Origin of the sequence: Achromobacter sp. UMC46, from assembly GCF_014170335.1 — a bacterium.
In the GTDB taxonomy this organism is placed as follows: Bacteria; Pseudomonadota; Gammaproteobacteria; order Burkholderiales; family Burkholderiaceae_B; genus Achromobacter.
The window spans coordinates 341,451-368,238 of the sequence record NZ_LZZS01000005.1 but is presented as its reverse complement, the minus strand read 5'-3'; the positions used below and the strand labels follow the sequence as shown (position 1 = coordinate 368,238).

At 68.1% G+C, this 26,788-nt stretch carries 22 protein-coding genes and 1 pseudogene; 8 read left to right on the top strand and 15 right to left on the bottom strand.

The genetic code is table 11. The features are described 5' to 3' along the window. Positions 1–49: 49 nt before the first annotated feature. A complete protein-coding gene (locus A9973_RS09440) occupies positions 50–1,570 on the bottom strand; it encodes an MFS transporter (RefSeq protein ID WP_183013501.1) in 1,521 nt (506 codons plus the stop codon). A gap of 140 nt (positions 1,571–1,710) precedes the next feature. Here A9973_RS09440 and A9973_RS09435 point away from each other — a divergent pair, with 140 nt between their 5' ends. Further along, on the top strand, positions 1,711–2,604 hold the full coding sequence (locus A9973_RS09435; protein ID WP_183013500.1) for a LysR family transcriptional regulator: 894 nt from the start codon (positions 1,711–1,713) through the stop codon (positions 2,602–2,604). A 6-nt stretch (positions 2,605–2,610) separates the two neighbouring features. On the opposite strand, the gene A9973_RS09430 is transcribed toward A9973_RS09435, so the two are convergent. The 3 genes from A9973_RS09430 to A9973_RS09420 form a co-directional block, all read right to left on the bottom strand. Beyond that, positions 2,611–3,297, bottom strand: coding sequence for a GntR family transcriptional regulator (locus A9973_RS09430; RefSeq protein WP_183013499.1), 687 nt, complete (start codon positions 3,295–3,297; stop codon positions 2,611–2,613). 130 nt (positions 3,298–3,427) lie between these two features. Next, the gene (locus tag A9973_RS09425; RefSeq protein ID WP_183013498.1) at positions 3,428–4,831 is read right to left on the bottom strand and encodes a M20/M25/M40 family metallo-hydrolase; all 1,404 of its coding nucleotides are present in this window, start codon (positions 4,829–4,831) and stop codon (positions 3,428–3,430) included. A 108-nt stretch (positions 4,832–4,939) separates the two neighbouring features. Next, a complete protein-coding gene (locus tag A9973_RS09420; RefSeq protein ID WP_183013497.1) occupies positions 4,940–5,923 on the bottom strand; it encodes a tripartite tricarboxylate transporter substrate binding protein in 984 nt (327 codons plus the stop codon). A gap of 162 nt (positions 5,924–6,085) precedes the next feature. Here A9973_RS09420 and A9973_RS09415 point away from each other — a divergent pair, with 162 nt between their 5' ends. Beyond that, positions 6,086–6,985, top strand: coding sequence for a LysR family transcriptional regulator (locus tag A9973_RS09415; protein ID WP_183013496.1), 900 nt, complete (start codon positions 6,086–6,088; stop codon positions 6,983–6,985). 26 nt (positions 6,986–7,011) lie between these two features. On the opposite strand, the gene A9973_RS09410 is transcribed toward A9973_RS09415, so the two are convergent. The 6 genes from A9973_RS09410 to A9973_RS09385 are packed head-to-tail and all read right to left on the bottom strand — an operon-like array spanning position 7,012 to position 15,713. Further along, a complete protein-coding gene (locus A9973_RS09410; RefSeq protein ID WP_183013495.1) occupies positions 7,012–7,998 on the bottom strand; it encodes a tripartite tricarboxylate transporter substrate binding protein in 987 nt (328 codons plus the stop codon). Positions 7,999–8,055: 57 nt separating this feature from the next. Beyond that, positions 8,056–9,987: an acyl-CoA synthetase gene (locus A9973_RS09405; RefSeq protein WP_183013494.1), complete on the bottom strand. Its 1,932-nt coding sequence runs from the start codon at positions 9,985–9,987 to the stop codon at positions 8,056–8,058. A gap of 16 nt (positions 9,988–10,003) precedes the next feature. After that, a complete protein-coding gene (locus A9973_RS09400; RefSeq protein WP_183013493.1) occupies positions 10,004–11,137 on the bottom strand; it encodes an acyl-CoA dehydrogenase family protein in 1,134 nt (377 codons plus the stop codon). Between the two features lie 9 nt (positions 11,138–11,146). Further along, positions 11,147–12,343, bottom strand: a complete 1,197-nt coding sequence (locus tag A9973_RS09395; RefSeq protein ID WP_183013492.1) for an acyl-CoA dehydrogenase family protein — start codon at positions 12,341–12,343, stop codon at positions 11,147–11,149. An 8-nt stretch (positions 12,344–12,351) separates the two neighbouring features. Beyond that, positions 12,352–13,533 carry an acetyl-CoA C-acyltransferase gene (locus tag A9973_RS09390; RefSeq protein ID WP_183013491.1) on the bottom strand — a complete coding sequence of 394 codons (1,182 nt, stop codon included), beginning with the start codon at positions 13,531–13,533 and terminating at the stop codon, positions 12,352–12,354. 56 nt (positions 13,534–13,589) lie between these two features. Then, on the bottom strand, positions 13,590–15,713 hold the full coding sequence (locus tag A9973_RS09385; RefSeq protein ID WP_183013490.1) for a 3-hydroxyacyl-CoA dehydrogenase NAD-binding domain-containing protein: 2,124 nt from the start codon (positions 15,711–15,713) through the stop codon (positions 13,590–13,592). A gap of 165 nt (positions 15,714–15,878) precedes the next feature. Here A9973_RS09385 and A9973_RS09380 point away from each other — a divergent pair, with 165 nt between their 5' ends. From A9973_RS09380 to A9973_RS09370, 3 genes are read left to right on the top strand one after another with little or no spacing between them, the layout of a single operon-like run. Continuing rightward, positions 15,879–16,805 (top strand): LysR family transcriptional regulator, encoded by a 927-nt coding sequence (locus tag A9973_RS09380; RefSeq protein ID WP_183013489.1) that lies wholly within the window; start codon positions 15,879–15,881, stop codon positions 16,803–16,805. 57 nt (positions 16,806–16,862) lie between these two features. Continuing rightward, on the top strand, positions 16,863–18,083 hold the full coding sequence (locus tag A9973_RS09375) for an AI-2E family transporter (protein WP_255469098.1): 1,221 nt from the start codon (positions 16,863–16,865) through the stop codon (positions 18,081–18,083). A 42-nt stretch (positions 18,084–18,125) separates the two neighbouring features. Continuing rightward, complete coding sequence (locus A9973_RS09370; RefSeq protein ID WP_183013488.1) at positions 18,126–19,472, top strand: cation:proton antiporter; 1,347 nt, start codon at positions 18,126–18,128, stop codon at positions 19,470–19,472. Here A9973_RS09370 and eno read toward each other — a convergent pair. Further along, positions 19,418–20,716, bottom strand: coding sequence for a phosphopyruvate hydratase (gene eno / locus A9973_RS09365; protein WP_183013487.1), 1,299 nt, complete (start codon positions 20,714–20,716; stop codon positions 19,418–19,420). The genes A9973_RS09370 and eno overlap by 55 nt on opposite strands. Before the next feature lie 186 nt (positions 20,717–20,902). Here eno and A9973_RS09360 point away from each other — a divergent pair, with 186 nt between their 5' ends. From A9973_RS09360 to sodC, 3 genes are all read left to right on the top strand, one after another. After that, positions 20,903–21,772 carry a LysR substrate-binding domain-containing protein gene (locus tag A9973_RS09360; protein WP_183013486.1) on the top strand — a complete coding sequence of 290 codons (870 nt, stop codon included), beginning with the start codon at positions 20,903–20,905 and terminating at the stop codon, positions 21,770–21,772. A 77-nt stretch (positions 21,773–21,849) separates the two neighbouring features. Further along, positions 21,850–23,178, top strand: a complete 1,329-nt coding sequence (locus A9973_RS09355) for a DUF445 domain-containing protein (RefSeq protein WP_183013485.1) — start codon at positions 21,850–21,852, stop codon at positions 23,176–23,178. Between the two features lie 148 nt (positions 23,179–23,326). Beyond that, the gene (sodC, locus tag A9973_RS09350; RefSeq protein WP_183013484.1) at positions 23,327–23,851 is read left to right on the top strand and encodes a superoxide dismutase family protein; all 525 of its coding nucleotides are present in this window, start codon (positions 23,327–23,329) and stop codon (positions 23,849–23,851) included. 37 nt (positions 23,852–23,888) lie between these two features. Here sodC and A9973_RS09345 read toward each other — a convergent pair. From A9973_RS09345 to A9973_RS09330, 4 genes and pseudogenes are all read right to left on the bottom strand, one after another. Then, a pseudogene (locus A9973_RS09345) lies at positions 23,889–24,262 on the bottom strand (glutathione S-transferase). Between the two features lie 127 nt (positions 24,263–24,389). Then, a complete protein-coding gene (locus A9973_RS09340; protein ID WP_183013483.1) occupies positions 24,390–25,610 on the bottom strand; it encodes an MFS transporter in 1,221 nt (406 codons plus the stop codon). 126 nt (positions 25,611–25,736) lie between these two features. Beyond that, complete coding sequence (gene map / locus A9973_RS09335) at positions 25,737–26,528, bottom strand: type I methionyl aminopeptidase (protein ID WP_183013482.1); 792 nt, start codon at positions 26,526–26,528, stop codon at positions 25,737–25,739. Continuing rightward, complete coding sequence (locus A9973_RS09330; protein WP_183013481.1) at positions 26,529–26,774, bottom strand: ParD-like family protein; 246 nt, start codon at positions 26,772–26,774, stop codon at positions 26,529–26,531. Positions 26,775–26,788 lie beyond the last annotated feature (14 nt).

The following is a 26,788-nucleotide window of genomic DNA, read 5'->3' as shown; positions in this document are numbered from 1 at the left end:
GATTCGCCAGGCCGGGCCTGGCGCGCGCCGTCCGGCAGCCGGAAGACGCCTAGGCGGTCTGCGCCGGCCGGCGCGTGCGGTTCAGCAGCACGAATGCGGCGGTGGCCAGCAGCATGACCGTGGCGGTCGCGATCACCACCGCGTAGCCGGTATCGAAGGCCGACTTGGCCACCTGCGTCAGCGTTGCCGCCAGATTCGCCGGCAGGCCCTCGGCCACCAGTAGCGCATCGTCCAGGCTTTCGCGCACCGTCGCAGCGTGGGAGACGCCTGCGGGCACGTCCAGCGTCTGCGCATAGACCCCGGTCAGAATCGACCCCAACAGCGTCACGCCCAGGGCGCCGCCCAGTTCATACGACACCTCTTCGATAGAGGCCGCCATGCCCGCGCGTTCCGGCGTGGCGCTTTGCATGATGGAGCTGGAGGCCGCCGTCATCGTGGCGCCGATGCCCACGCCCAGCACGGTCAGGCTGGCCATCTGCGCCATGAACGAACCGTCATAGCTCCACAGGTAGCCGCCCATGCCGGCGCCCGAGACGGTCAGCGCCAGGAACATCAGGCGGGGGCCGTTCAAGTAGGCCAGCAGCCAGCCCGCAAGCGGACCCGCGACGAAGGCGGCGATGGGTAGCGGCAGGATGTAGAGCGCGGCCTCGATCGGCGACATGCCCAGCACCAGTTGCAGGCGTTGGCTGACCGCCAGTTCCATGCCGAACAGGGCGGCGCCCGCGAACAGCGCGGCGGCCACGCCCGAGCTGAACGTGGCATTTCGGAAAATGGCGAAGTCGATCAGCGGGTACGGGCGGCGGCGCTGGCGGCGCACGAATACCGTCAGCATCGCGACGCCTGCGGCGCAAGCCAGGCCCGCGTGCAGCCACGACGTGGAGGCCTTGCCCAGCTCCTTCAGCGCATAGGCGCAAAGGATCAGCCCGGCCATGACCTGCAGCGAACCGGCCAGGTCCCAGGGCCGCGCGGCGCTGGGCCGGCTGGCGGGAATGCAGCGCCAGGCCAGCGGCAGCGCCAGCAGCACGATCGGCACGTTTATCAGGAACACCGAGCCCCACCAGAAATGCTCCAGCAGCACGCCGCCCACGACGGGGCCCAGCGCCGCGCCGCCGGAGGCGACCGAGGCCCAGATGCCGATGGCCACGGCGCGTTCGCGTTCGTCGGCGAAGGTCAGGCGGATGATGGACAGCGTGGCCGGCATCATCATGGCCGCGCCTACCGCCAGCAGCACGCGCGCCGCGATCAAGGCGGCGGCGGCCGGCGAATACGCGGCGGCCAGCGAGGCCACACCGAATACGGCCAGGCCCATCATGAACAGGCGCTTGTGGCCCAGGCGGTCGCCCAGCGTGCCCATGCCCAGCAGCAGGCCCGACACGACCAGCGCGTAGACGTTCACGATCCACAATTTGGCCGACGCGCTGACGCCCAGGTCATGCGTGAGCCGGGGCAAGGCGGTGTACAGCACCGTCATGTCCACCACGATCAACAGCAAGGCGATGGACACGATGGCCAGCACCAGCCAGCGGCGCGGATCGGCCGTGGCGACAGCGTTCGAATGAGTCCGCTGCATAGTTCTACTCCTGTGAGACGACTGGAATCCGGGCAGCCGCCTTATCACGGCGCCGGCTCCAAGGCAGGCATTATTCATCTGAATATTTGCCAAAAGAAGTTTGATTCCATCTATAAAATAGATGGAAAGAAGGAGGCGCCATGCAATGGACCCTGGATCAACTCCGCCAATTCGTCGCGGCGGCGGAGGCGGGCTCGTTTTCAGCCGCGGCGCGCGGGCTGGGCCGCGCCCAGTCCGCCGTCAGCACGTCGGTCGGCCTGCTGGAAGCGGACCTGGGCGTGGAATTGTTCGACCGGTCGCGGCGCAACGCCACGCTGACCCCCGTGGGCGAGGTAATGCTGCAAGAAGCCCGCGAACTGCTGCGCCAGGCGGGCGGCCTGGATCAGCGCGCGCTGTCGTTTGCCGCCGGGCAAGACGCGCGGTTGTCGATCGCATTGGATGAGGCATTGCCGTATCAGGTGCTGGGCGCGCTGGTGCTTGAGCTTGCGGCGCGCTTTCCCGCACTGGAATTGACGCAGCTGAACGGCACGGCGACCGAAGTGGCCGACTACGTGCTGCAAGGCCGCGCCAGCGTCGCCTTCCACTTCGACCGCGGCGATCCCGGCAGCGCCTTCGCGCACCGCTATCTGGGCAATGTCGAGCAGGCCGTCTTCGTGGCGTCGGGGCATCCGCTGGCCGCGTTGGCCGAGGTGACGCGCAGCGATCTGGCGCGCTACCGGCAGCTGGTCATGCAGATGGAGGGGGTGGACGATGTGGTGCTGAGCCCGGCCGTGTGGCGCACCGACAGCTTCTACAGCATCGCCGGCATGGTGGCGGACGGTTTGGGCTGGGCGATCCTGCCCTTGAACATCGCGGAATACGAGAGCTTCCGCACGACGCTTACGCGCGTGCCATGCGCGGGCTTGTCGTTGCCGATGCTGTCGGTGCGGACCCTATGGCTGCAAGGCGCGTCGCTGAGCGCGACTGAGGCCTGGCTGCAGCAGCGCATGGGTCAACTGCTGGGGCCGGGAAGCTGGCGCCGCCCGGGGCCTTGACTGGCCTTAGCTCAACAGGGCGGTGACCAGGTCGCCGCCGGCCTGGCCGTCTTCCGTGAAGTTCAGCGCCGTCTGGACGTGTTCCAGATGTTCGTCCATCAGCGCGCAGGCGCGCGCCGTGTCGCCCGCGCGGGCGGCCTCGACGAAGGCATGGTGCTCTTGCGACGAACAACTGGCGTCGTGCGAGCTTTGATACAGCACGGTGATCACGGCGCTGCGCGCGGACAGCTCGCGCAGCATGCCCGTCAGCACCGAATTGCCGACGGCTTCGGCCAGCAGGATATGGAAATGGCCCAGCAGGTGGTTGCGCTTCTGCACGTCTCCGCTTTCCAGCGCGCGGCGTTCTTCGGCCAGATGGGCGTCGATGCGGCGGTAGTCGGCGGCGGTGGCTGAGGCCACGAATTCCTTGGCCAGCGCGGCCTCGAGGATGCGGCGCACCGCGTAGACCTCGCGGGCTTCGTTCGCATCCGGCTTGCTGACGAAGGCGCCCTTGTCGGGCACGATATTGATCAGCTTGTCCTTGGACAGCATCAGCAGCGCCGCGCGGATCTTGGTGCGGCTGACCTTGTAGACCCGCGCCAGCGCTTCTTCGCGCAGGCGGGTGCCGGGCGGTAGCTTGTGCGCCACGATGGCGGCGGCCACTTCGCTGGCGATATCGTCGGCGCTGGGATCTGGCTGGACTTCCTGGGTCATGGGGCGCGGCAGCGGCTGCCGGGAGGGAAAAACCATCGGGCAGCCAGTCTATCAAAAAGCCGAACAGGAAAGGCAGACATTTTTTGTATACAAAAAAGGCCGGCACGTCCCGCACGGCGCTTACCGCCCGTCAGCGCGCGTGGAACGCGGCCGGTTCGAAGCGCCCCAGGGCGTCAAGCAGGCGCGTCCAGGCTTCGACGCCCTGGCGGATCGACGACAGGCGGAAGAACTCATTGGGCGCATGCACGTCTTCGTCGGGCAGATTGAAGCCGAACATCAGCGTATCGATGCCGAGCATCTCCTTGAAGACGGAGGTGATGGGGACGCTGGCGCCCAGCCGCACGTGGATCGGCGTTGGCCCGCCGGGCGTTTGCAATACGGCTTCAGCCGCCGCGACCAGGGGATGCCCGGCGGGCAGCGTGGCCGCGGGCGACCCCGAATTCATCGCCACCACGTCCAGCCCGCAGCCGGCCGGACAGCGGGCCTGCAAGTGCGCCAGCACGGCCTGGATGATCTGCGCGGGGTCCTGGCCTTCCACGATGCGTACCGTCAGCTTGGCCTGGGCTTCGCAGGGGATGATGGTCTTGATACCCACGCCGGTGTAGCCGCCCCACATGCCGTTCACGTCCAGCGCCGGGCGCAGGGTGATCCGTTCGCGGGGGCTGTAGCCCGGCTCGCCGTGCGAGGCGCCGCCCACGTCGGTGAAGAAGGCGGCCTCGTCGTAGGGAAAGGCCGCGGTGTCCTGGCGTTGGCGCGGCGTCGGGGCCTCGGCGCCGGCGTGGAAACCGGCCACCGCGACGCTCCCGTCGTCGCCGTGCAGGGTCGTCAGCAGGGCCGCCATCTCGTGCAGGGCGTTCCTGACGCCGCCGCCGTAGCGCCCGGAGTGCAGGTCCTTGGACGCGGTGCGCAGCTTGATCTCCAGGGCGGCATTGCCGCGCGCGCCGGTATTGATGGTGGGCGTCGTGGCGCTGGCGCGGCCGCCATCGGCAGACAGCACGGCGTCCGCGGTCAGCAGGCCGGGGTAGCGGTCGATCAGCGGGCGCAAGGTCGGGCTGCCCGTTTCCTCTTCGCCTTCGATGAACACCTTGATGTTGACCGGGCAGGCGCTTCGAGTGGTCAGGAAAGCGAACAGGACTTCAAGCGCCACGGTGGTCGACCCTTTGACGTCGGACGTGCCGCGCGCATAGAGGCGGTCGCCGATTTGGGTGGGTTCGAAGGGCGGGGTGCGCCAGAGGTCGACGGGGTCGGCGGGCTGGACGTCGTAGTGGCCATAGATCAGCAGCGTCGGGCGGCCCGGCGCACCCATCCATTCGCCATACACGGCGGGTTCGCCGCCGCCGTCCAGCAACTGCACCTGTTGCAGGCCTTCGGCCCGCAGCCGTTCGCACAGGAAACGGCGGGCGTCGTCCATGGATCCGGCGTAGGCGGGGTCGGCGCTGACGCTGGGGATGCGCAGGTAGTCTTTGAGCCACGCTTCGATCTGCGGCTGGCGGGACGCCAGATGGGTCAGGACGGGGGCAAGGGAATCGGTCATGGGATAGTCCGGAAGGAAAGGAGGGCGGCGCGGGCCGGGGGGGCGGGCCGCGTGGCTGCCGCGTTGTGGCGCTGGGTCATCGCTGCATGATCGTTGCGTCGTTGGCGCTTAGTCGCCATGGAAGCCGCTGCGCCGCACCAGGTCGGCCAGGCCGGCTACCTGCTCGGCGTAGAAGGCGTCGCCTTCGGCCAGCGTCTGCGGGCCGAACAGGATCTTGCCTTGCGCCTCCAGCGTCTTGCGGGCGGCCGGGTCGCGCAATGAGGCCTGCACGGCGGCGTGCAGCTTTTGCATTGCGGCGGCGGGCGTGCCTTTCTTCACCAGATAGGCGGTCCAGATGGTGTAGTTGAAGTCCTTCAGCGTGGCGCTTTCCTGCACGCTGGGCACGTCGGGCAAGGCGGACAGGCGTTCCCGGTTCAGCGTGCCGATGATCTTCAGCCGGCCCTCGCGACGCAGGTCTTCGTAGTTCGCCTGATACGGCATGATGGCGAAATCGATCTGGCCGCCGGCCATGTCGGTGATGAGCGGCGCGCCGCCGCGATACGGGATGTGCGTCAGTGCGACGCCGGTGCGGGTGGCCAGCGCCGCGGTGATCAGGTGGATCATCGACCCCGCGCCGCCCGACCCGTAGGTCAAGGGTACGCTGCGCTGGCGCGCCAGCGCGACCAGCTCGTCCACATTGGCCGCGCCCAGGTCCGCGCGCGTCACCACCACGTAGGGCGAAGTGGCCACCGGCGCCACGAACTGGAAGTCCTCCGGCTTGTAGGTGACGGACTTGTTGGTCAGCCCCGCCAGGATCAGTTCGTTGGGCGACCCCTGGAACACGGTATAGCCGTCGGCCTTGGCGTTCAGCACGCGGTTGGCGCCCAGCGCGCCATTGGCGCCGCCCAGGTTTTCGACCACCACCTGCGCGCCCAGCGCCTGCGACATCGACCCCTGCACGGCGCGGGCGGTGATGTCGCTGGCTGCGCCCGCCGGGTAGGGCACGAGCAGGGACACGGGCCGGGCGGGATAGTCTTGCGCCTGGGCGCCGGCGCCCAGTCCCGCAAGGCCCGCCGACAATACGGCGGCGGCGATCATCAGATTCTTTTTCATGGCATTCCCCTTGTGATGGATCCGAGTGCTGGATGGGATGCTAGAAGCCGGGGTTTCATCTGTCCAATCGATTGATTGGCTGATTACAATGCGTTTTGTGCATGATCACGTGCGGCAGCGCCGGCATGTGGTTCACCTGCCTATGATCAACCGGGCCCGGCCATGAACCTTTCTCAGCTTGCTCATCTGGCGGCGCTTCTGGAGACCGGCTCGTTCACGCGGGCGGCCGAAGCGCTGCACTTGTCGCAACCCGCGTTCAGCCGCAGCATCCAGCTGCTGGAGGGCGAACTGGGCCCGCTCGTCGACCGCATCGGCAAGCGCAACGAACCCACGCCGCTGGGCCGCCTGGTCGGGCAGCGGGCGCGCCGCGTGCTGGCCGAGGTAGAGGAAATCCGCCGGGAAGCCGAAATGCTGGCGCAAGGCGAAACCGGCGCCATCCGGCTGGGATTGGGCGCGGCGCCCAGCGCCTTGCTGAGCGTGCCGCTGATGCGGCATCTGCTGGACCAGTACCCGAAACTGCGCGTCAAGCTGTCGCGCGGCCCGACCGAATCGCTGCTGGTCAGCCTGCGCGAGCGCACGCTGGATGCGCTGATCGTGCATATCCGCACGCTGGACAACGAAGAAGACCTGGATGTGGCGCCGATGCCCGCGCTGGGCTCGGGGTTCGTCTGCCGGCCGGGCCATCCGCTGCTGGACAGGCGCGGCGCGGCGTTGCCCGACGTCTTGCGCTATCCCGTCGTGTCGACGGGATTAAGCCCCGAAATCCGGCGGCGGCTGGCGGGCGCCGCCGCGCCGGCCGGCTTCGAACTGCACATGGAATGCGAAGACATTTCCCACCTGTTCGATATCGTCGAACGGTCGGACGCGGTCTTCCTCGGGGTGCTGGCGTCGGCGCGCGAGCGGGTGCAAGCGCAACAGCTGGTCCGCCTGCCGCCGCCGCCGGATTTCGAGATCCAGGCGCACTTCGCGTTCGTGGCCTTGCGTGGCCGCAGCATCAGCCCGGCCACGCGCATCACCCGGGAACGCTGTTTCCAGATCATCCGGGAAGCAGCGGGCCCCTAAGCTCCTAAGCGTCTAAGCTCCTCGGCCTAGTCTTTCGCCATCAGCCCCAGGTACTCGATCAGGCCCTTTTCCTTCACGTAGGTGGCCTGGGCCCAGTCCTTGTAGTCCTGGCTGTTGCGGTAGGCCGGTTCCTGGTTCAGCTGCTTCATGACCTCCACGCTGGCCGGATCGAACAGGGCCTTCTTGAACGCGTCATGCAGCGTCTTCACGACGGCCGGGTCCATGCCCTTCGGGCCGGCCAGGCCATAGGGCGAGGTGGACACGACCTTGTAGCCGAGCTCCTGCGCGGTGGGCACATCGGGCCAGCGCGTGGTGCGCTTGTCGCCGAACGTCACCAGCAGCCGCATCTTGCCGGCATCGACGAACTGGTCCCAGCCCGTGGCGTCGCTTTGCGCCATGACGTGGCCGCCCAGCAGCGCCTGCTGCATGTCGGCGTTGCCCTTGAACGGCACGTGGTTCAGCTTGACCTTGGCGTTGATGGCGATTTCCTCGATCAGCAGATGCGGCGACGAGCCGATGCCGGTGGAGCCGTAGTCGATCTTGCCGGGGTTCTGGCGCGCGGCCTCGATGTACTCGTTGAATGTCTTGTAGGGCGAATCCGAACGCACCGTGAAGCCGAAGGTGTAGCCCGACAGGCCGATGATGAAACTGAAATCGTTGATGGGGTCCCAGCTGCTTTTCTGCATGTAGGGCATGCGCAGCATCGCCAGCGTGTACAGGCTGATCGTGTAGCCGTCCGGCTTGGCCGTGCGGGCCATCGTGGCCGTGCCCAGCGTGCCGCCTGCGCCAGGACGGTTTTCGACGATGACCGGCTGCCCCAGGTACTTGGAGGCATCCTGCGCCACGATGCGCATGTGGCGGTCGGTGGAGCCGCCGGCCGGGAAGGGCACGATCAGCGTGACAGGCTTGGTGGGGAACGCGGATTGCGCGCCGGCGGAAAGCGGCAGCGCGGCACCGGCGGCGGCGAACAGCAGGGCGCCCAGGCAGGCGCGTCGCAGAGGCTTCTTGAGCATGGGGTTGTCTCCAGTGGTGTTGTTATGGCTTGTGGTGGTGCGTGGAACGGTGGCGGCTCAGTCGCGCAAGGCGACCTTCACCGGCAACCGCGCCAAGGCGTCGCGCAACTGCTCCTTCAGCGGCGCGGGCGTGCCGGGCGACGCTTCGACGGCGACGTCCGGTTGCGCATCGGCCAGCACGCGGAAGATCTTGCCGTCTTCCGTCAGGCCAGCCGCTTGCAGGGTGCGCGCCACCACGGCCTCCACCGACACGGCGGTGGCCAGGCGGCGCAAATCGGGCTTGTAGATCTTGCCCACGTTGGTCATGGGCATGGCGTCCAGCACGATGACGCGTTTGGGCCGGGCCGGCCCTTCGTCCACATGCGCGGCGGCATAGGCGACAAGCTCGGCTTCTGTCGCCTGGGCGCCTTCGGCCAGCGTCACGAAGGCCACGGGCAATTCGCCCGCGTAGGCGTCCGGCGCGCCGACCGCAGCGCACAGATGCACCGCCGGATGCGTGGCCAGCGCGTCTTCGATGGTCTTGGGGTCGATGTTGTGGCCGCCGCGGATGATCAGGTCCTTGGCGCGGCCCTGCAGGTGCAGCCGGCCCTGTTCGTCCATGAACCCTACGTCGCCGCTGATCAGCCAGCCGTCTTCGGTGAAGGCGCGCGCGGTGTCTTCGGGGTCGAGGAAACCGGGGATCACATTGGGTGCCTTGAAGAGCACCATGCCGGCGGTGCCAGCGGGCAGGTCGCGCGCCGCCTGGCCCGACGGGACGTCCAGGCCCACGATCCGCACCTGCACGTAGGGCAGCGGGAACCCCACGCAGTTCACGGGGAATTCCGAACCGGGCGGCGTGATGGACGAAATGCCGGCCATCTCGGTCATGCCCAGGCTTTCATTCACATGCAGCCCGAACAGGCGCTTGAAGCGCGCGGCGAGTTCGGCCGGAAGCGGCGCCGCGCCTGTGCGGCAATAGCGCAGCGAAGAGATGTCGGCGCCGTCCAGCGGCACGTCGGCCAGCGCGGCAAGGATGGTCGGCACGCCTTGCAGCGAGGTAGCGCGGTGCTTTTCCACCAGCCGCCAGTAGTTGCGCAGCACATCGCGGTTGCGCAGCAGCATCGTGGTGGGAATGACGGTTTCCACGCCGGCCGACAAGGCGGCCAGCGATGCCGGCAGCACGCCCGCCACGTGGAACAGCGGGTAGCCGTTGATGACCACGTCGCCCGGTCCGGCGTTCTGCAACTGCACGGCGGCCCAGGCCGTGAAGACCTGGTTGGCATGGGTGTGGATGGCCAGCTTGGGCGCGCCGGTGGTGCCGCCCGTGTGGAAGTACGCCGCGACATCGCTGGCGCGGATCACGCGTTCGCTCAGCAGGCGGTCGGCGGGTTGCGCCGAGCGGTTGGCATTGAAGTCCAGCGCATAGTCCGGCAAGGCGGGGCGGGCCGACAGGGGCTCGTCCAGCGGCGCCACGCGCAGCAGCGTCTGCAGCGTGGGGACGCGTTCGCGCAGCCGCAAGGCCTTGGACCAGGTGCCGCATTCGGCGTCCGACCCATAGGCGATCAGCACCTTGGCGCGGGCCGTCGTCATCAGGGACGCGAGCTTGTCTTCGGTCAGCAGCGGATTCAGCGGCTGGACGATGCCGGCGGCCTCGCCGCCCCATAGCGCCAGATGGTATTCCAGGCAGCCGGGCAGGATCACGCCCACCGCGTCGCCCGCGCGCACGCCCAGGTCATGCAGCAGGTTGGCCGTCTGATGGATGCCGGCCAGCAATTCGCGGTAGCTCCAGCGCACCGCCTCGTCTTCCGGCCCAGCCGTGCGCAGGAAGGTCAGCGCGGTCTTGTCGCCGAAGGCCGCGGCCGAATTGCGGAAGATCTCGTAGGTGCTTTGCACCGTCAGCGTTTCGTCCAGCGGGCGCGATTGCAGCCGTTGGACGTCGGCGGCGCTGCGCACCGGGAAGGGCGCCGCAAACGGGCGCGACAAGGGCGGGGCGGTGTAGGCCTGCGTCATGTCTGGCGTCCTCCGTTCAAACCTGCCCCAGCGCGATGTAGCGGCGCAGGTGGTGGTCTTCGTCGCCCAACTGGTGGTCGATCATCACGAGGCGCTTGGCGTAGTGCGCCAGCGGCAGTTCCCAGGTCATGCCGATGCCGCCGTGCAGTTGGATGCTTTCTTCGGCCACCAGCGTGCCGATGCGGCCGATGGTGTACTTGGCTGCGGACAGCGCGCGTTCCCGGGTGACGCGTTCGGGATGGTCGAGCGCGGCGGCGGCGTTGATCACCGCCGAACGCGCCTGCTCGATCTCCAGCAGCAGGTCGGCCATGCGGTGCTGCAACGCCTGGAAGCTGCCGATGGGTGTGCCGAACTGGCGCCGCGTGCGCAGGTATTCCAGCGTTGCGTCGCGGGCGCAATCCATGGCGCCCACGGCTTCCGCGCATACGGCCAGGATGCCGCGGCCGGTGGCGCGTTCCAGCAGCGCGTACCCCGCGCCGGCCTCGCCCAGCAACGCCTCGGGGGCGAGTTCGACGTTGTCGAGCGTGACTTCCGCCGCGCGTCCGCCGTCGATCAGGCCATAGCCGCGTACCGACAGGCCGGGCGTGCCGGCGCTGACCAGGAACAGGCTGATGCCCGTTTCGTCGTCTTCCGCGCCCGACGTGCGGGCCGACACCAGGAACAGGTCCGCATGTTCGCCCGCAGTCACGACCGCCTTGGCGCCGTTGAGCACCCAGCCGTGGCCCGCGCGGTCGGCGCGGGTGCGTGCCTGCGCCAGGTCATAGCCCGATTCGGGTTCGGCGTGGGCCAGCGAGGCGGTGAGGGCGCCGGCGATCAGGCCGTCCAGTGCCTCGCGCTGCGCCGGCGTGCCGGCGGCGGCGATGGCGCTGCCCACCATCAGCGCATCAAGGAACGGCTCCACGACCAGTCCGCGGCCCAGCGCTTCGAATACCACCGAGATATCGAATCCGGCGCCGCCCAGGCCGCCGTCGGCCTCGGTGAACAACGCGCCGATGGCGCCCAGTTCGGCGTAGCGGCGCCAGAACTCCACGCTGTAGCCCTGGGGCGATTGCGCGTGGCGCTCGCGGGTGGCGAAGTCGTACTGCTCGGTGACAAAGCGGCGCAGCATGTCGGAAAGCATGCGCCGGTCTTCGGTATGTTCAAAATTCATGGCCGGCCCTTACAGTCCCAGGATCATCTTCGAGATGATGTTCTTCTGGATTTCATTGGAGCCGCCGAAGATCGACAGCTTGCGGTTATTGAAATACTGCGCCGCGGCGCTGTCGGCGCCTTCCGGGCCGATGGGCGGAGCGTCGTAGCCGTCATGCAGCGCCTCGGGCACGAAGGGGCGCGCATAGGGGCCCATGGCGCGGCGGTTCAACGCCGTGATCTCTTGCCGGATCTGCGTGCCGCGTATCTTCAGCATCGAGCTTTCCGCGCCCGGCGCGCCGCCGCCGGCCACCGCCGCCACGACGCGCAGATTGGTGGTGCGCATATTGGCCAGTTCGATCTCGACGCGTGCCAGGCGGGCGGCGAAGTCGGGGTCTGCGGCCAGCGGGCGGCCGTGCTTCTTCTGCCGGGCGGCAACGGCTTTCAGGCGTTCCAGCGCGGCGGTGGATTGGCCCACGCCGGCGATGTTGGTGCGTTCATAAGTCAGCAGGTACTTGGCGCAGGTCCAGCCGCGGTTCTCTTCGCCCACCAGGTTCTCGACGGGCACGCGCACATCCGAGAAGAACACTTCGTTGACTTCGTGTTCGCCGTCCAGCGTGATGATGGGGCGCACTTCCACGCCGGGGCTGTTCATGTCGACCAGCAGGAAGCTGATGCCTTCCTGGCGCCGGCCTTCCTGCGAGGTGCGCACCAGGCAGAAGATCATGTTGGCGTACTGGCCCAGCGTGGTCCAGGTTTTCTGGCCGTTGACGATGTAGCTGTCGCCGTCGCGCACGGCCGTTGTCTTGACGGCGGCCAGGTCGGAGCCCGCACCGGGTTCGGAATAGCCCTGGCACCACCAGTCGCTGCCGTCCAGGATGCGCGGCAGCCAGTATCGGCGCTGCGCGTCGTTGCCGTACTTGATCAGCACGGGTCCCAGCATGCTCAGCCCGAAGGGCACGATGCGGGGGGCTGCCGCCAGCGCGCATTCGTTGTCGAAGATGAACTTCTGCGTGGCGCTCCAGCCGGTGCCGCCGTATTCCTCGGGCCAGTGGCTGGCCAGCCAGCCTTGCTGGTTCAGGATGGCGTGCCATTCGACCATGTCGGCGCGCGCCAGCAGTTTGCCCTGACCGACCTTGTCGGACAGGCGCCGGGGCAGCTTGGCGGCCAGGAACGCGCGCACTTCATCGCGGAAGGCGTTTTCTTCGGGGGTGAATTCCAGATCCATGTCGATCCTCAGTAGATTTCGAACAGGCCGGCCGCGCCCATGCCGCCGCCGATGCACATCGTGACGACGGCATAGCGGGCGCCGCGGCGGCGGCCTTCGATCAGCACATGGCCGGCCAGGCGCGCGCCGGTGACGCCGAAGGGGTGTCCCAGCGCGATGGAGCCGCCGTCCACGTTCAGGCGGTCCATCGGGATGCCCAGCTTTTCCTGGCAGTACAGCGCTTGCGACGCGAAGGCCTCGTTCAGTTCCCACAGGTCGATGTCCTGCACCTTCAGACCGTGGCGGGCCAGCAGCTTGGGCACGGCATAGACGGGGCCGATGCCCATTTCGTCCGGCTCGCAACCGGCGATGGCCAGGCCGCGGAAGGCGCCCAGGGGGCGGATGCCGGCGCGTTGCGCGTCGCCTGCTTCCATCAGCACGCAGGCCGCCGCGCCGTCGGACAGTTGCGACGCGTTGCCGGCCGTGACGAACTGGCCGTCGCCGCGCACGGGGGCCAGGCCGGCCAGCGCTTCATAGGTGGTGCCGGGGCGGTTGCAGGTGTCCTTGTCCACCGTCACTTCGCGTTCGCTGACGGCGCCGGTCGCGCGGTCGGTGACGGACATGGTGGTGGTGACGGCGATGATCTCTTCGCGGTAGCGGCCGGCGGCCTGCGCGGCTTCGGTGCGCGCCTGGCTCTGCGCGGCGAAGCGGTCCTGGGCTTCGCGGCTGATGCCGTAGCGGGCCGCCACGATGTCGGCGGTCTCGATCATGGGCAGGTAGAGCTCGGGCTTGTTGGCCACGATCCAGGGGTCCATGCCGCTGACGCCGTCGTCGCGGGAGCGGATCTGCGACACCAGCTCCACGCCGCCCGCGATCACGGCGGGCGCGCCGTCCATCACAATGCGGCCGGCGGCCGAGGCGATGGCTTGCAGGCCGGAAGCGCAGTACCGGTTGACGGTGGCGCCGCCGACGCTGACGGGCAAGCCGGCGCGGATCACCGCCTGGCGGCCGATGTTGCGGCCCGTGGCGCCTTCGGGATAGCCGCAGCCGATGAAGGCGTCTTCGATCAGCGCCGGGTCGATGCCGGCGCGATCGACAGCGGCGCGCACCGCATGCGCGGCCAGCGTGGGGCCGGCGATCAGGTTGAATTCACCGCGCCCCGCCTTGGTGATGGGGGTGCGGGCGGTAGAGACGATAACGGCTTCGCGCATGGGAGCGTCCTGTGGAATGGGGGCGAATCGAAAACAGGGGGGTCGGAGTCCGCGGGTCAGGCCGCCTGGTTCAGGCTGGCGAAGTCACGGCCGGACTCGGCCAACTGCACGAGCAGCGGCGACGGCTTCCAGAACGCCGGGTCTTCCTGGGCGTAGCCGCGGATGTCGGCCAGCACGCGGTCCAGGCCCACGCTGTCGGCGTAATGCATGGGGCCGCCGCGATAGCGCGGAAAGCCATAGCCGGACAGGAACACCACGTCCACATCTGACGGGCGCAGCGCGATACCCTGGCGCAGCACGTTGGCCGCTTCGTTGATCATGGCGGCCAGGTAGCGGCGCTGGATGTCTTCGTGCGTGAACGGGCGCGGCGTGACGCCGGCGCGGCGGCGCTCTTCGTCGATGATGGCCAATACCTCGGGGTCGGGCGAACCGACGCGCGCGCCATCGGGATACAGATAGAACCCGCGGCCGGTCTTCTGGCCGAACCAGCCGCGTTCGCACAGGCGGTCGGGAATCTGCACATAGCGCAATGCCGGGTCGCGCGTGGCGGCGCGGCGCTTGCGGGTCGCCCAGCCGATGTCGCCGCCGGCCAGGTCCGCCATCTGGTACGGCCCCATCGGGTAGCCGAATTCGCGCACGGCCGCGTCGATGTCATACGGCGACGCGCCGTCTTCCATCATCATGTCGGCCGCCTGTCGGTGCACAGCCAGGATGCGGTTGCCGATGAAGCCGTCGCACACACCGGCGCGCACCGGCGTCTTGCGCAGCCGCCGCGCCAGTTCGAAGCCGGTGGCCACTGTGTCCGGCGCGGTGTGGTCGCCCACCACGATTTCCAGCAGTTTCATGATGTTGGCGGGCGAGAAGAAGTGCAGCCCCAGCACATCGGCGGGTCCGCGCGTGGCGGAGGCGATGCGGTTCACGTCCAGGTAAGAGGTGTTCGTGGCCAGCACGGCGCCGGGCTTGGCCACGCGGTCCAGTTGCGCGAAGACGGCAAGCTTGACGTCCATGTCCTCGAACACGGCCTCGATGATCAGGTCGGTGTCGTCCAGCGCGTCATAGGTGGTCGCGCCGGTAAAGCGCGCCATGCGGCCGTCGCGCTCTTCGGGCGTGATCCGGCCTTTCTTGACCAGCAGGTCGTATACGTGGGCCACGCGCGCGCGGCCGCGTTCCAGCGCGGCCTCGTCCTGTTCGACCATCACGACCGGCAGGCCCGCATCCAGCACCGACACGGCGATGCCCGCGCCCATCGTGCCGCCGCCCACCACGCCGATCTTTTCCAGACGGCGGGGCCGCGCTTCCTTCAGTTCAGGGATCCTGGCGGTCTCGCGTTCCGCGAAAAAAGCGTGGACCAGGCCGGCCCGCTGCGGGCTTTCCAGGCATTGCAGGAACAAGGCGCGCTCGGTGCGCAGGCCTTCGTCGAAGGGTTGCTCGATGGCGGCGCGCACGGCGTCGACGATCTTCGCGGGCGAGTACAGGCCGCGCAAGGTCTTGGCGACCTGCTCGGCGGCAGCGGAGGCTTCCGACAACGCCGCGGCCTTGTCGGCCAACGCGGCCGTGGCATCGCGGCTGCGGCGGGGGCCGGCGCCGTCCGCCAGCAATTGGCGGGTGTAGGCCAGCCCCGTGGCCAAGGCGTCGTCGCCTTCGCCGATGGCGTCGACCAGGCCCGCTTTCAAGGCGGCATCGGTCGACAGGTGCTTGCCCGACAACATCAGGTCCAGCGCCGCGCGCGCGCCGATCAGGCGAGGCGTGCGCTGCGTGCCGCCGGCGCCCGGCAACAGGCCTAGATTCACTTCAGGCAGGCCCAGCTTGGCGCTCGGCAAGGCCACGCGGTAATGCGCGGCCAGCGCCACTTCCAGCCCGCCGCCCAGGGCGGCACCGTGCAGCACAGCTACTACGGGCTTGCCGCTGGCTTCGATCTGATTGCACACGTCGGGCAGGGCGGGCGGCTTGGGCGGCTTTCCGAATTCACGGATGTCGGCGCCCGCGATGAAATTCTTGCCGGCGCCGACCAGCAAGATGGCGCGCACCTGCGGGTCGGATTGCGCCGCGTCGACGGCGGCGGCCAGATCACGGCGCACGTCGGCGCTCAGGGCATTGACGGGAGGGTGGTCAACGGTGATGACCAGGATGTCTTCGTCGCGGCGCGTGTGGGCGGCGCCGGCAGGGTTCTTGTCCGTCATGGGACCTTGTCTCCAGTAGGGCGTCCGCCGTGGGCGGCGCCTGGCGGGCCAGGAACGGCTCGTCTCTTATTTCCTTATTCTTTCCCAGTAAAGATGTCTTGACAATGGCATCCGGAATTGACATGGCGGATAATAAAATTTGACAATGACGGTGGAGGAGCCCCGATGGACACCAAATCCCTGACATTGCTGGTCGAAATCCTGGATGCCGGCAATCTGAGCGAGGCCGCGCGCCGCCTGAAAATGACGCGCGCCAACGTCAGCTATCACCTGAACCAGCTGGAGCGCTCGGTAGGCATGCAGCTGGTGCGGCGCACGACGCGGCACGTCGAAGCCACCGAGATCGGGCTGAAGCTGTATCAGCATGGCCGCAGCATCCAGGATGAACTGGTGGCCGCCCGCGAATCCGTCGAGACGCTGGGCAAGACGCCGCAGGGAAAAGTGCGGCTGAGCGTGCCCAGTGGATACGGGCAGTTCGTGATGACGCCCTGGCTGCTGGAATTCAAGCAGGCGTATCCGGACATCGTGCTGGACGTGCTGTTCGAGAACAGCGTGGACGACCTGCTGCGCGACGAAGTGGATATCGCGGTGCGCATCATGTCGGAACCGCCGCAGAACCTGGTGGCGCGCGAACTGGGCATGGTCCGCTATATGGCATGCGCTTCCAAAGCCTACGCCGACGCGCGCGGGCTGCCTCAGCGCCCCGAAGACCTGGCGGGCACGCCGGTCATCAGCGCGGCCGTCATCGGCCGGCCGTTGCGGCTGTCGGCCTATTACGGCGGCCAGCCGCGCCAGCACGTGGTGCTGGAACCCACCGTGATCTCCCGCAACTACGCCTTCCTGCGCGACGCGATCCGCGCCGGGCTGGGGGTGGGGGTGGTGCCGGACTACGTCGTGCACGACGACATCGCGCGCGGCGAACTGCTGGCCGCGCTGACCGATTGGCGGCTAAGCATCTTCGGCCGGGGCATGTACATGCTGTACATGCCGAACCGGCACCATCCGCGCGCGATCTCCATGATGATCGAATTCATCCTGGACCGCGCGCAGCGCGCCCATGAAGGCCAGGCGGGCTTGCTGGCCGTGGGCTGAGACTGCGTCAGGCACGCTACTTGCTGTCCGCTCTCGATAATCGATTGCGGGGGCAAGATGGAAATCACGACACCGCTGGCGGCGCCGCCGGACGCGGAGGAACGCGCGAAGCCGGAAGCATCCGCCGGCGCCGACGAGGAGGCTGCGAGCCCCGCCGAAGAGAAAGTGACGGTCCAGGAGGCGGGATTGATCCCCGACGCTCCGCCGGATACGCCTTATGTCTGGGCGCGCGGCGCCTGCCTGACCACGCTGACCGTCCTGGCGGTGCTGTTCACCCTGAAGCTGGCGCAGGAATTCATCGTGCCCGTGGTGATGGCGATTGTCGTGGCGTATGCGCTGGACCCCATCGTCAGCCTGATGGGGCGCGCCCGGGTGCCGCGCGCCATCGGGATCCTGATCCTGATGTCCGCGATCGCCACCGGGCTGGCGGGCCTGGCCTACGTGACACAGAACCAGGTCGGTTCCATCGTGCAGGCGCTGCCTGAAATCTCCGGAAAACTGTCCCGTACCTTGGCCGGCATTTCCAGCGGCGACGGGTCCTTCTTTGAAAAGCTCAAGGGTGCGGCCGGCGTGCTGCAGGACAGCGGCGGCATCGTGCCTGGCCAGCAAGTGGTCGTGGCCAAGTCCGATTCCGGCCTGAGCGATTTCCTGCTCTGGGGCTCCAAGGGCGTGGCCGCCTTTGTCGGGCAGGCGACCATGAGCGTGTTCCTGGTGTTCTTCCTGTTGTTGTCCGGCAATGCGTTCAAGCGCAAGTTCGTGAAGGTGGCGGGCAAGACGTTGTCGCAGAAGAAGATCAGCGTGCACATGCTGGACCAGATAAACAGCGCCATCCATCGCTACATGGCGATGATGCTGGTGACGAACCTGGCGTTGGGCCTGATGTCGTGGGCGGCGTTCCGCCTGCTGGGCCTGGAGAACGCGACGACCTGGGCGGTGGTGGCCGGCGCACTGCACATCATTCCGTATTTCGGTCCGCTGCTCACGGCGGTGGGCACGGGGATCGCCGCCCTGATCCAATTCGGCGAGATCGGCCCGGCGCTGGCGGTGGCCGGCAGTTCGGTGGCCATCGCCTTGGTGATGGGCGTGGTGGTCACCACCTGGATGTCCGGCCGCATTGCCAAGATGAACGCCGTGGCGGTCTTCATGCTGCTGCTGTTGTTCACCTGGCTGTGGGGCGTGTGGGGGACGTTGCTGTCGGTGCCGCTTGCCTTTATTGCGAAGGTGGTCGCGGACCATATCGAAGGGCTGGAGGCGGTGTCGGAGTTCCTGGGGGAATAGGCCCTGCAAGCCCGGCTTGCTGGCGGCCGCAGGAGGGATGCGATGAATATCGAAGCCGTCTGGTTCCTGCTGATCGGTGCGTTGTTCGTGCTGATGGCGGTGTCCAAGCGCCTGATCGATGCGCTGCCCATGACCGGTGCCATGGTGTATCTGGCAGTGGGCTTTCTTATTGGTCCGGCGGGGTTGGGGCTGCTGACACTGGATTTATACGGCGACAGCCACTTGTTGCGCTTGGCGACTGAAGCGGCGTTGCCCGTTTCGCTGTTCGCCGTGGGCATGCATTTGCGCGTGGCCTGCGGGCATCCCTTGTGGCGCCTGCCGTTGCGCCTGGCGGCGTTGGCCATGCTGTTGACCATCGCGCTGATGACGGCGTTCGGCATGGGCTTGTTGGGGCTGGGCTTGGGGGCCGCGCTGATTCTGGCGGCGGCATTGGCGCCGACGGACCCGGTGCTGGCCAACGAATTGCGCCCGCGTGAAGCGGGCGACGACGAACCGCTGCGCTTTGCCTTGTCGGGAGAGGGCGGCGCCAACGATGGCGCGGCATTTCCTTTTGTGGTCTTGGGCATTGCCCTGTGCAACGCCGGGCCGGCGGGGCTGGAGCAGCCGTGGCCGCTGGCGGCCGCCCTGATCTGGGGCGTGGCGAGCGCGGTGGGCATCGGCTGGTTAATGGGCACGCTGGGCGAACGTTTGATCGCCATGCTGCGGATCCGTTATGGAAATGCCCTGGGGCTGGACGAGTTCCTGGCCCTGGGTTTGATGGCGCTGTGCTACGGGGCGACCTTGCTTGCGCACGGCTACGGCTTTCTGGCGGTCTTCTGCGCCGGGGTGGCATTGCGCCAACAGGAGCTGCGCGCTACCGGCAGCGGCCGGACCCCGCGTGCCGTCTTGCAGGAAGTGAAGCCCGCCGAAAGCGAAGCAAGCACGCAAGACCCGCGATTGGCCCACGCCCACCTGGCGGAATCGATGATGGCGACGTCGGTGGGATTGGAACGCTTCGCCGAATTGGCACTGATGCTGGTCATCGGCTGCGTGGTGTCGGCGCATTGGCGCGACATCCTGGGCTGGACCCCGCTGCTGGTGGCGGCCGTGCTGTTCATGGTGGTGCGGCCGGCCAGCGTGATGCTGGCGCTGGCCGGGTCTTCGATGGACAGGCGCCAGCGCGGATTGGCAAGCTGGCTGGGCGTGCGCGGCGTCGGTACGTTCTACTACTTGTTGCTGGCGGTGGAGCAGGCGCCACATGGCGTATCCCGGGCGCTGGCGCCATTGCTGCTGGCCGCCATTGTCGCGTCCGTGCTGGTGCACGGCATCTCGGCGTCACCGTTGATGCGGTGGTACTACTCGCGGCGATCTGCCCGGCCGCGCCGCGGCAAGGCGTCGCGGCCGGCGTAGACGGCCGCCGCGCCCAGTTCGCGCTCGATGCGCAGCAGCCGGTTGTACTTGGCCGTGCGGTCGGAGCGTGACAGCGATCCGGTCTTGATCAGGCCGCAATTGGACGCTACCGCCAGGTCGGCGATGCTGGTGTCTTCGGTCTCGCCCGAGCGGTGCGACATCACGGCGCCGTAGCGCGCGCGGCGGGCGATTCCCAATACCTCCAAGGTCTCGCTCAGCGTGCCGATCTGGTTGGCCTTGACCAGGATGGCATTGCCGATCCCCGCAGAGATGCCGGCGTCGAACAGGCGGGGGTGGGTGCAGAAGACGTCGTCGCCCACCAGCAGGCAGGTGTCGCCCAGCCGTGCGCCCAGGGCCTGCCAGCCGGCCGGGTCGTCTTCGGCCATGCCGTCCTCGATGGATGCGATGGGGTAGGCGCGCACCAGCTCGGCCAGGTAATCCACCTGCTGTTCGCGGCTGCGCACCACGCCTTCGCCTTGATAGCGGTAGCCCCCATCGGTGTGGAATTCGCTGGCGGCGGGATCCAGGGCCAGCGCGATATCCGTGCCCGGGCGCAGTCCGGCCTGCTCGATGGATGCCACGATGAAGTCCAGGGCTTCCGGGGCGCTGCGCAAGACCGGGGCGAAGCCGCCTTCGTCGCCCACGTTGACGCTGTGGCCGGCCGCCAGGAGCTTGCCGCGCAGGGTGTGGAAGACTTCGGCACCCATGCGGATGGCGTCGGCGAAGGTGTCCGCGCCCACCGGCAAGATCATGAATTCCTGGAAATCCAGCGGATTGTCGGCGTGGGCCCCGCCGTTGATGATGTTGATCATGGGGACCGGCAGCACTTGCGCCTGCACGCCGCCCACGTGGCGCCACAGCGGCAGGGCGCGGCCGGCTGCGGCCGCGTGCGCCACCGCCAGCGAGACGCCCAGCATGGCGTTGGCGCCCAGGCGGCTTTTGTCCGGCGTCCCGTCCAGCCTGATCATGATCTGGTCGATGGCGGCCTGCTGATCCGCGTGCTGGCCCAGCAGCGCGTCCCGCAGTTCGGTATTGACCGCGCACACGGCGCGCAGCACGCCACGGCCCAGGTAGCGCTTGGGATCCCCGTCGCGCCGCTCCAATGCTTCATGCTGGCCGGTCGAGGCGCCCGAGGGCACCAGCGCCAGACCGCGTGCACCGCCATCCAGTCTGACTTCGACCTCGACGGTGGGGTTGCCGCGGCTGTCCAGCGCCTCGTGGGCGGCGATATCGATGATGTGCATAGATGACTCCGATATGTCAGGTTTTTAGGGAAGCTACGTGAGCTTTATCCCCGCGCGATGCCGTGCAATACTGCACGGCATCGCGTTCGCAATGGGGTTACAGCCGATATCCTAAGAAGCGGGCGTGTTTTGGAAAATGCCGTTTTTCTATTCATTCGTCAGTTTTTCTGACATAAGGATCATGCCGTGCGCCAATTGCCGCCCCTATCCGCCGTTCGCGCATTCGAGGCCATCGCCCGCACGGGCTCGGTCACCCGGGCCGGGCAGGAGCTCTGCCGCAGCCACGGCGCGGTCAGCCGGCACTTGAAGCTGCTTCAGGAACACGCCGGCGTGCCGCTGTTCGACAAGGACGGCACCGGGCTGAAGCTCACCCCCGCGGGCGCGACGTTCTACGCGTCAGTTCGCGCATCTTTCGACCAGTTGGAGGGCGCCTACGAACGTCTTGGCCGCGAAGCCATGGGCCCCGGCTTGCATGTCGCATGCAGCGCCACTTTCGCGATGCGCTGGCTGGTGCCGCAATTGGCGGTGTTCTATCGCGGGCATCCCGATATCCGCATCCGGCTGTCGATGACGTCTGCCCGTGAAATGCGCAACGAGGGCGCGGACCTGCTGCTGGCCTGGGACCTGTCGGGCTATACGGACGCCGACCGGCGACGCGCGCTGATGCTGGCGCCCGTGCGCTTCGGCGCGGTCTGCACGCCCGCCTATGCACGCCGCGCGGCGTCGGACCGCGTGCGCATCGCCCACGAGTACACCTCCAGCGCGTGGGACCAATGGGAGGCCATCACGGGCGACGCCGTCGCGGCCGCCGGTCAGCTGGCGTTCCCGCATACGCATCTTTGTATCGAAGCGGCGTTGTCGGGGCTGGGCGTCGCGCTGGTGGAGAAGCGGCTGATCAGCCGCGAGCTGGAAGAAGGCGTGCTGGTTGCGCCATTCGGCTTCGTGCCGTTCGACGGCGGCTTGCGCGCGTTGCCCGCCGCCAGCCGGGGACGGTCGGAACAGGCGGACGCCTTCGTGGCGTGGCTGCGCGCGGCGCTGGCGGAACCGGCCGCCTAGCAGGGTGGAAAGCACCCCGGCGCGGTCTGCTCGCGCCGCCTGTTGGTATGCTGACGCATCGCCTTGCCGGATCCTTCATGCCCGAACCGTCCCGTTCCCCGACATCGTCAGCCCCGCATTCCGCGTTGGCGTCCGACGTGCGCCGCACGCAGTTGCGGCGCATGAAGATCGCCGCGCTGGCGTTGCTGGCGGCCATGATCAGCGGTTTCATCACCAGCCATGTGATGGGCGGGCAGGGCGCGTGGGCCTGGGTGCGGGCGTTTTGCGAGGCGGCGACCGTGGGCGCGCTGGCAGACTGGTTCGCGGTGGTGGCGTTGTTCCGCCGGCCGATGGGCTTGCCGATCCCGCACACCGCCATCATCCCCAGCAACAAGGATCGCATCGGCGACAACCTGGCCGTGTTCGTCCGTGATCATTTCCTGGACCCGGACACCTTGATGGAGAAGCTGCGGGTGTTCGACCCCGCCGCGCGCCTGTCGCGCTGGCTGATCCGGCCGCGCCAGGCGCATGCCTTGAGCGACGGCGCCCGCCGCGTGGCCCTGCAGACGCTGGACCTGCTGGACGACCAGGCCGTGCGAGGCGTCATCCAGGAATTCGTGGTGAAGAACCTGCGCCGCTGGGACGCGGCGGGCACCGTGGGCGAGGTCCTGGGCCTCTTGACCCGCGACGGGCGCCATCAGGAGCTGCTGGACGCGGCCATGGAGCGGCTGGGCGGCTACCTGGGCGAAGACGACGTGAAGGAACGCGCATCGACCCTGCTGGTGAAGTTCGCCCGCAAGGAGTGGCCGCGCATCATCGCCGCGGTCGACGTGATCAAGTCGGTGGACGGCATTGCCGACAACCTGGCCGACCGGCTGGCCCTGGCGCTGGTGCAGGAAGTGCGCGACGTCCTGTCCGAACCCGACCACCCCGTCCGGCGCGACTACGAGGCCTGGGTGCTGAACTACATTGAGCGGCTGAAATCCGATCCGGCCCTGTCGGCGCAGGTCGAAGACCTGAAGCAGCGGGCCATCGATCATCCCAAGGTGCAGGAGTACGTGCAGGGCCTGTGGGACGACATCCATGCCGCGCTGCGGCGCGACCTGTCGGACGAGGATTCGGCCCTGGCCCGGCACCTGGAAAGCGCCTTGCTCGCGCTGGGCCGCAAGCTGGGCGAAGACCCGGGCCTGCGCGACGCCATCAACAACCACGTCCTGGGCAGCGCCCGCCGCCTGACCGGCCGCCTGCGCATCGGCGTGACGGAGCATATTTCGCGCACCGTGAAAAATTGGGACGAACGCCACCTGGTCGACGAGCTGGAACTGAGCGTGGGGCGCGACCTGCAATACATCCGCTTCAACGGCACGCTGGTGGGCGGGCTGATCGGCGTGGCGCTGCATGCGCTGGTGCTGCTGGTCAATCGTTAACAGGCCTGATCGCTTGTATCAGGAATGAAGATTGCTGGCAGACCGGGCGGCGCCGGTGCTATTGTCATTGGCGCCCCTGGCTTGGGCGGCGTCGTCCGCGCCGGGCCGGGCACCCGCACTTCGCGTGCATGATTCCAGGAGGCACTTCATGAAGAAAATCTCGATGCTTGTCGCGGCGCTGGCAATGGCGGGCGCCTCGAGCGCCGCGCTGGCCGAAGACGTCTCGATGTCGTTCCTGACGGCCGACGGCATAGGCAAGAGCGCCGGCACGATTTCGCTGAAGGACACCAAAGGCGGCTTGCAGATCACGCCGCATCTGAAGGGCCTGCCTCCGGGCGAACATGGTTTCCACGTGCATGAGAAGGGTTCGTGCATGCCGGGCATGGTGAACGGCCAGATGGCCCCGGGCGGAGCGGCCGGCGGCCACTTGGACCCCAAGGGCACCAAGGCCCACAAGGGCCCGATGGCGACCGACGGCCACCAGGGCGACTTGCCCTTCATCGTGGTGGGCGCCGACGGCACCGCCAAGAAGGCGGTCGTGGCGCCCCACCTGAAGCTGGCCGACGTGAAAACGCATGCGGTCATGGTGCACGTGGGCGGCGACAACTATAGCGACACGCCCGCGCCGTTGGGCGGCGGAGGCGGCCGCCTGGTTTGCGGCGTCGTGAAGTAGGCGTGGACCGCGCGGCGGCGGCCGCCGCAGCGGCCGTTCAGGCCGTGCCGTTACGGCCGTGCAGCCGGTAGCCTTCGCGGCCGGCAAGCCGGTCGTAGTAGGCGGCGACCGCCGGCAGGGCGGGCTTGTCGAAAGGCGTGGCGAACCACCGGTTCACCGATAGCCCCACGGGAATGTCCGCCAGCGCGCGGCCAGGTAGCGGATGATGCTGTTGGACTCCCACAGCACGAAATCGCCGTCCTGGATGACGGGCACCATGCCGTTGGGGTTCAACGCCAGGAATCGCGGGTCGCTGGTGGGCTGAAAGCCCGCGCCCCAATCGTCACGGGTGAAAGGCAGGTTCAGTTCAACACACGCCCATAGCACTTTGCGCACGTTGATGGATGACGCTTTACCCAGTATTTTCAGCATCTTGCATGCTTGGCCGGTGTGGAAGAATTCAGGCAGTCTAGCGACCGCCCGGACCGGCCGCCAGATACAGATCCAGGCGGCGCCGTGCGTAACAGCGCGGATGGCAAGGGCGGGTGCCGGGATGAATTCAGGCGCCTGCCGCCTCGGGCTGGTGGCGAAGCCGGCGCACCGGGGACGCGAACAGCACCAGGAACTGCACCAGGAATCCCGCCGTCGATACCCACAGGCAGGCGTCCAGGCCAATGCGGGCGGCCAACGTCGCGCCGATCAGCGCACCGACGGGACGGGCGCCGAACGTGGCCGTCAGGATCACGGCCGACACGCGGCCCAGCAGCGCATTGGGCGTTACCGCCTGACGCAAGGTGGTGGTGGTGATGGTCCAGAGGATGGGGCCGGCGCCGAACAGGAAAAACCCCACCCCCGCCCAGACGCCCGACGGCAAGGCCAGCGTCGACAGCAGGATGGCGCTTGCCGCCAACGCCGACAGCGGCCCCGAGGCGATCATCGCGCCGAACGACAGCCGGCGCGCCAGCCACGGCGCGGCCAGGGCGCCTGCCAGCATGCCGCCGCCATACACGCCCAGCGTGATGCCCACGCCGGCGGCCGACAGGCCCAGGCGTTCGATGGCGTAGACGACGTAGACGGCCTGCAGCACGAACCACGCGGTGTTGAAGAACACGGCGGTCGCCAGCACCGGCCGCAACAGCGGATGCGTGCCGACAAAAGCCGCGCCTTCGCGCAGTTCGGCCCACAAGCGCCGCCGGGCAACGGGCTTGGGCGCGTCGGCGGGCAGGCCGGCCAGCAGGGCCGCGGCCAGCAGCGACAGCGTGGTGGCGATCACATAGGCGACTGGCGCGCCCATCCAGCCCACCAGCGCACCGCCCGCCGCGGGACCCGCGGAAAACGCGCTGCTGCGCGCCAACTCCAGCCAGCGGTTGGCGCTGGCCAGATCGCTGGCGGGCACGAGCCGGGGCACCAGCGCCGGCGCCGCCACGTTGTAGGCCACCGTGCCGACCGCGCCCAGGAAACCCAGCGCCGCCAGCCAGCCCAGGCCCAGTCCGCCCATCCCCAGCAGCGCCAACAGGCCCAGCAGGCTGGCCGCCCGCACGCATTCGGCGGCCGTCATCAGGGCCCGGCGCGACATCCGGTCCGCCAGCACGCCGGCCGGCAGGGACAACAACAGGAACGGCAGGGTCTGCGCGGTTTGCAGATAGCCCGTCTGCGCGGCTGTGGCGCCCAGCGCCAGCACGGCGACCAGCGGCGCCGCCGCCAGGGCCATCTGTTCGGAAAACTGGGCGGCCAGGTTCGAGGCGGCCAGACGGCGGAAGGCGGAGGGCAGGGCAGGCATGGGTGACGCCCGCTGCGGGCGCTGTAAACGGCAAGGGCACGATCATGATCGTGCCCTTGGCGGCCTGCACTCCGGTCCTTGCGGCCGGTTTGGCGTCTGCACGGATGCGCGCAGCGCGTGAAACGGTCAGGGGATGGGCGGATAGTCGCCGTAGCCGTCCGGCCAGGGCGTCAGCACTTCGTATCCCGTTTCGGTCACGACGACCATGTGCTCCCATTGCGCCGACAGCGAGCGGTCTTTGGTGACCACGGTCCAGCCGTCCGGCATCTGCTTGGTCGCGGGCTTGCCGGCGTTGATCATGGGTTCGATCGTGAACATCATGCCGGGCTGCAGGACCAGGCCTTCGCCGGGGCGTCCGTAGTGCAGCACTTGCGGCTCGTCGTGATAGATCTGGCCGATGCCGTGGCCACAGTATTCGCGCACGATGCTGAAATGCTCGCGGTGCGCGACCGTCTGGATGGCATGGCCGATATCGCCCAGCGTGGCGCCGGGCTTGACCGCCATGATGCCGGCGCGCGTGGCTTCGTAGGTGGTGTTGACCAGGCGGCGAGCCAGCGGGCTGGGCTGCCCCACGTAGTACATGCGGCTGGTGTCGCCGAACCAGCCATCCTTGATGACGGCGACGTCGATGTTCAGGATGTCGCCGTTCTTCAGGACCTTGGCCGACGGGATGCCGTGGCAGATGACATGGTTGACCGACGCGCAGATCGTCTTCGGAAAGCCGTGATAGCCGACGTTGGCCGGAATCGCCTTCAGCACGTTCACGATGTATTCGTTGCAGATGCGGTCCAGCTCATCGGTGGTGACGCCGGGGCGCACGTGTTCGCCGATCATGTGCAGCACTTCCGCCGCCATGGCGCCGGCCTTGCGGGCCATGTCGATGTCGGCGGCGGACTTGATGGAAACCTTCTTCGCCATTTACGCGGCCTCCTGCTGGGCAGCGTCCGGTAAGCGCCGCGACAGCGACGCGATGGCGAAGCCTTCGCCCTGTTCGATGCGGATCAGCAATTGGCAGATGTCCGCGTGGCGCAGTTCGGGATAGAGCTCGGACAGCATGCCGATGCGCATCCAGTGTTCGGCCTGGGAATTGATCGAGCGGCTGAGGGCGCCGCTGGCGACGCGCAGATTCTCATGCATCTGCTCGGAGATTTTGACGAGACCCATGTGGGAATGATCCG

Excerpts from the sequence above, each read along its gene's own strand:
- A9973_RS09440 (WP_183013501.1), bottom strand. The coding sequence starts at position 1,570 with ATGCAGCGGACTCATTCGAACGCTGTCGCCACGGCCGATCCGCGCCGC.
- A9973_RS09435 (WP_183013500.1), top strand. The coding sequence starts at position 1,711 with ATGCAATGGACCCTGGATCAACTCCGCCAATTCGTCGCGGCGGCGGAG.
- A9973_RS09430 (WP_183013499.1), bottom strand. The coding sequence starts at position 3,297 with ATGACCCAGGAAGTCCAGCCAGATCCCAGCGCCGACGATATCGCCAGC.
- A9973_RS09425 (WP_183013498.1), bottom strand. The coding sequence starts at position 4,831 with ATGACCGATTCCCTTGCCCCCGTCCTGACCCATCTGGCGTCCCGCCAG.
- A9973_RS09420 (WP_183013497.1), bottom strand. The coding sequence starts at position 5,923 with ATGAAAAAGAATCTGATGATCGCCGCCGCCGTATTGTCGGCGGGCCTT.
- A9973_RS09415 (WP_183013496.1), top strand. The coding sequence starts at position 6,086 with ATGAACCTTTCTCAGCTTGCTCATCTGGCGGCGCTTCTGGAGACCGGC.
- A9973_RS09410 (WP_183013495.1), bottom strand. The coding sequence starts at position 7,998 with ATGCTCAAGAAGCCTCTGCGACGCGCCTGCCTGGGCGCCCTGCTGTTC.
- A9973_RS09405 (WP_183013494.1), bottom strand. The coding sequence starts at position 9,987 with ATGACGCAGGCCTACACCGCCCCGCCCTTGTCGCGCCCGTTTGCGGCG.
- A9973_RS09400 (WP_183013493.1), bottom strand. The coding sequence starts at position 11,137 with ATGAATTTTGAACATACCGAAGACCGGCGCATGCTTTCCGACATGCTG.
- A9973_RS09395 (WP_183013492.1), bottom strand. The coding sequence starts at position 12,343 with ATGGATCTGGAATTCACCCCCGAAGAAAACGCCTTCCGCGATGAAGTG.
- A9973_RS09390 (WP_183013491.1), bottom strand. The coding sequence starts at position 13,533 with ATGCGCGAAGCCGTTATCGTCTCTACCGCCCGCACCCCCATCACCAAG.
- A9973_RS09385 (WP_183013490.1), bottom strand. The coding sequence starts at position 15,713 with ATGACGGACAAGAACCCTGCCGGCGCCGCCCACACGCGCCGCGACGAA.
- A9973_RS09380 (WP_183013489.1), top strand. The coding sequence starts at position 15,879 with ATGGACACCAAATCCCTGACATTGCTGGTCGAAATCCTGGATGCCGGC.
- A9973_RS09375 (WP_255469098.1), top strand. The coding sequence starts at position 16,863 with ATGGAAATCACGACACCGCTGGCGGCGCCGCCGGACGCGGAGGAACGC.
- A9973_RS09370 (WP_183013488.1), top strand. The coding sequence starts at position 18,126 with ATGAATATCGAAGCCGTCTGGTTCCTGCTGATCGGTGCGTTGTTCGTG.
- eno (WP_183013487.1), bottom strand. The coding sequence starts at position 20,716 with ATGCACATCATCGATATCGCCGCCCACGAGGCGCTGGACAGCCGCGGC.
- A9973_RS09355 (WP_183013485.1), top strand. The coding sequence starts at position 21,850 with ATGCCCGAACCGTCCCGTTCCCCGACATCGTCAGCCCCGCATTCCGCG.
- sodC (WP_183013484.1), top strand. The coding sequence starts at position 23,327 with ATGAAGAAAATCTCGATGCTTGTCGCGGCGCTGGCAATGGCGGGCGCC.
- A9973_RS09340 (WP_183013483.1), bottom strand. The coding sequence starts at position 25,610 with ATGCCTGCCCTGCCCTCCGCCTTCCGCCGTCTGGCCGCCTCGAACCTG.
- map (WP_183013482.1), bottom strand. The coding sequence starts at position 26,528 with ATGGCGAAGAAGGTTTCCATCAAGTCCGCCGCCGACATCGACATGGCC.
- A9973_RS09330 (WP_183013481.1), bottom strand. The coding sequence starts at position 26,774 with ATGGGTCTCGTCAAAATCTCCGAGCAGATGCATGAGAATCTGCGCGTC.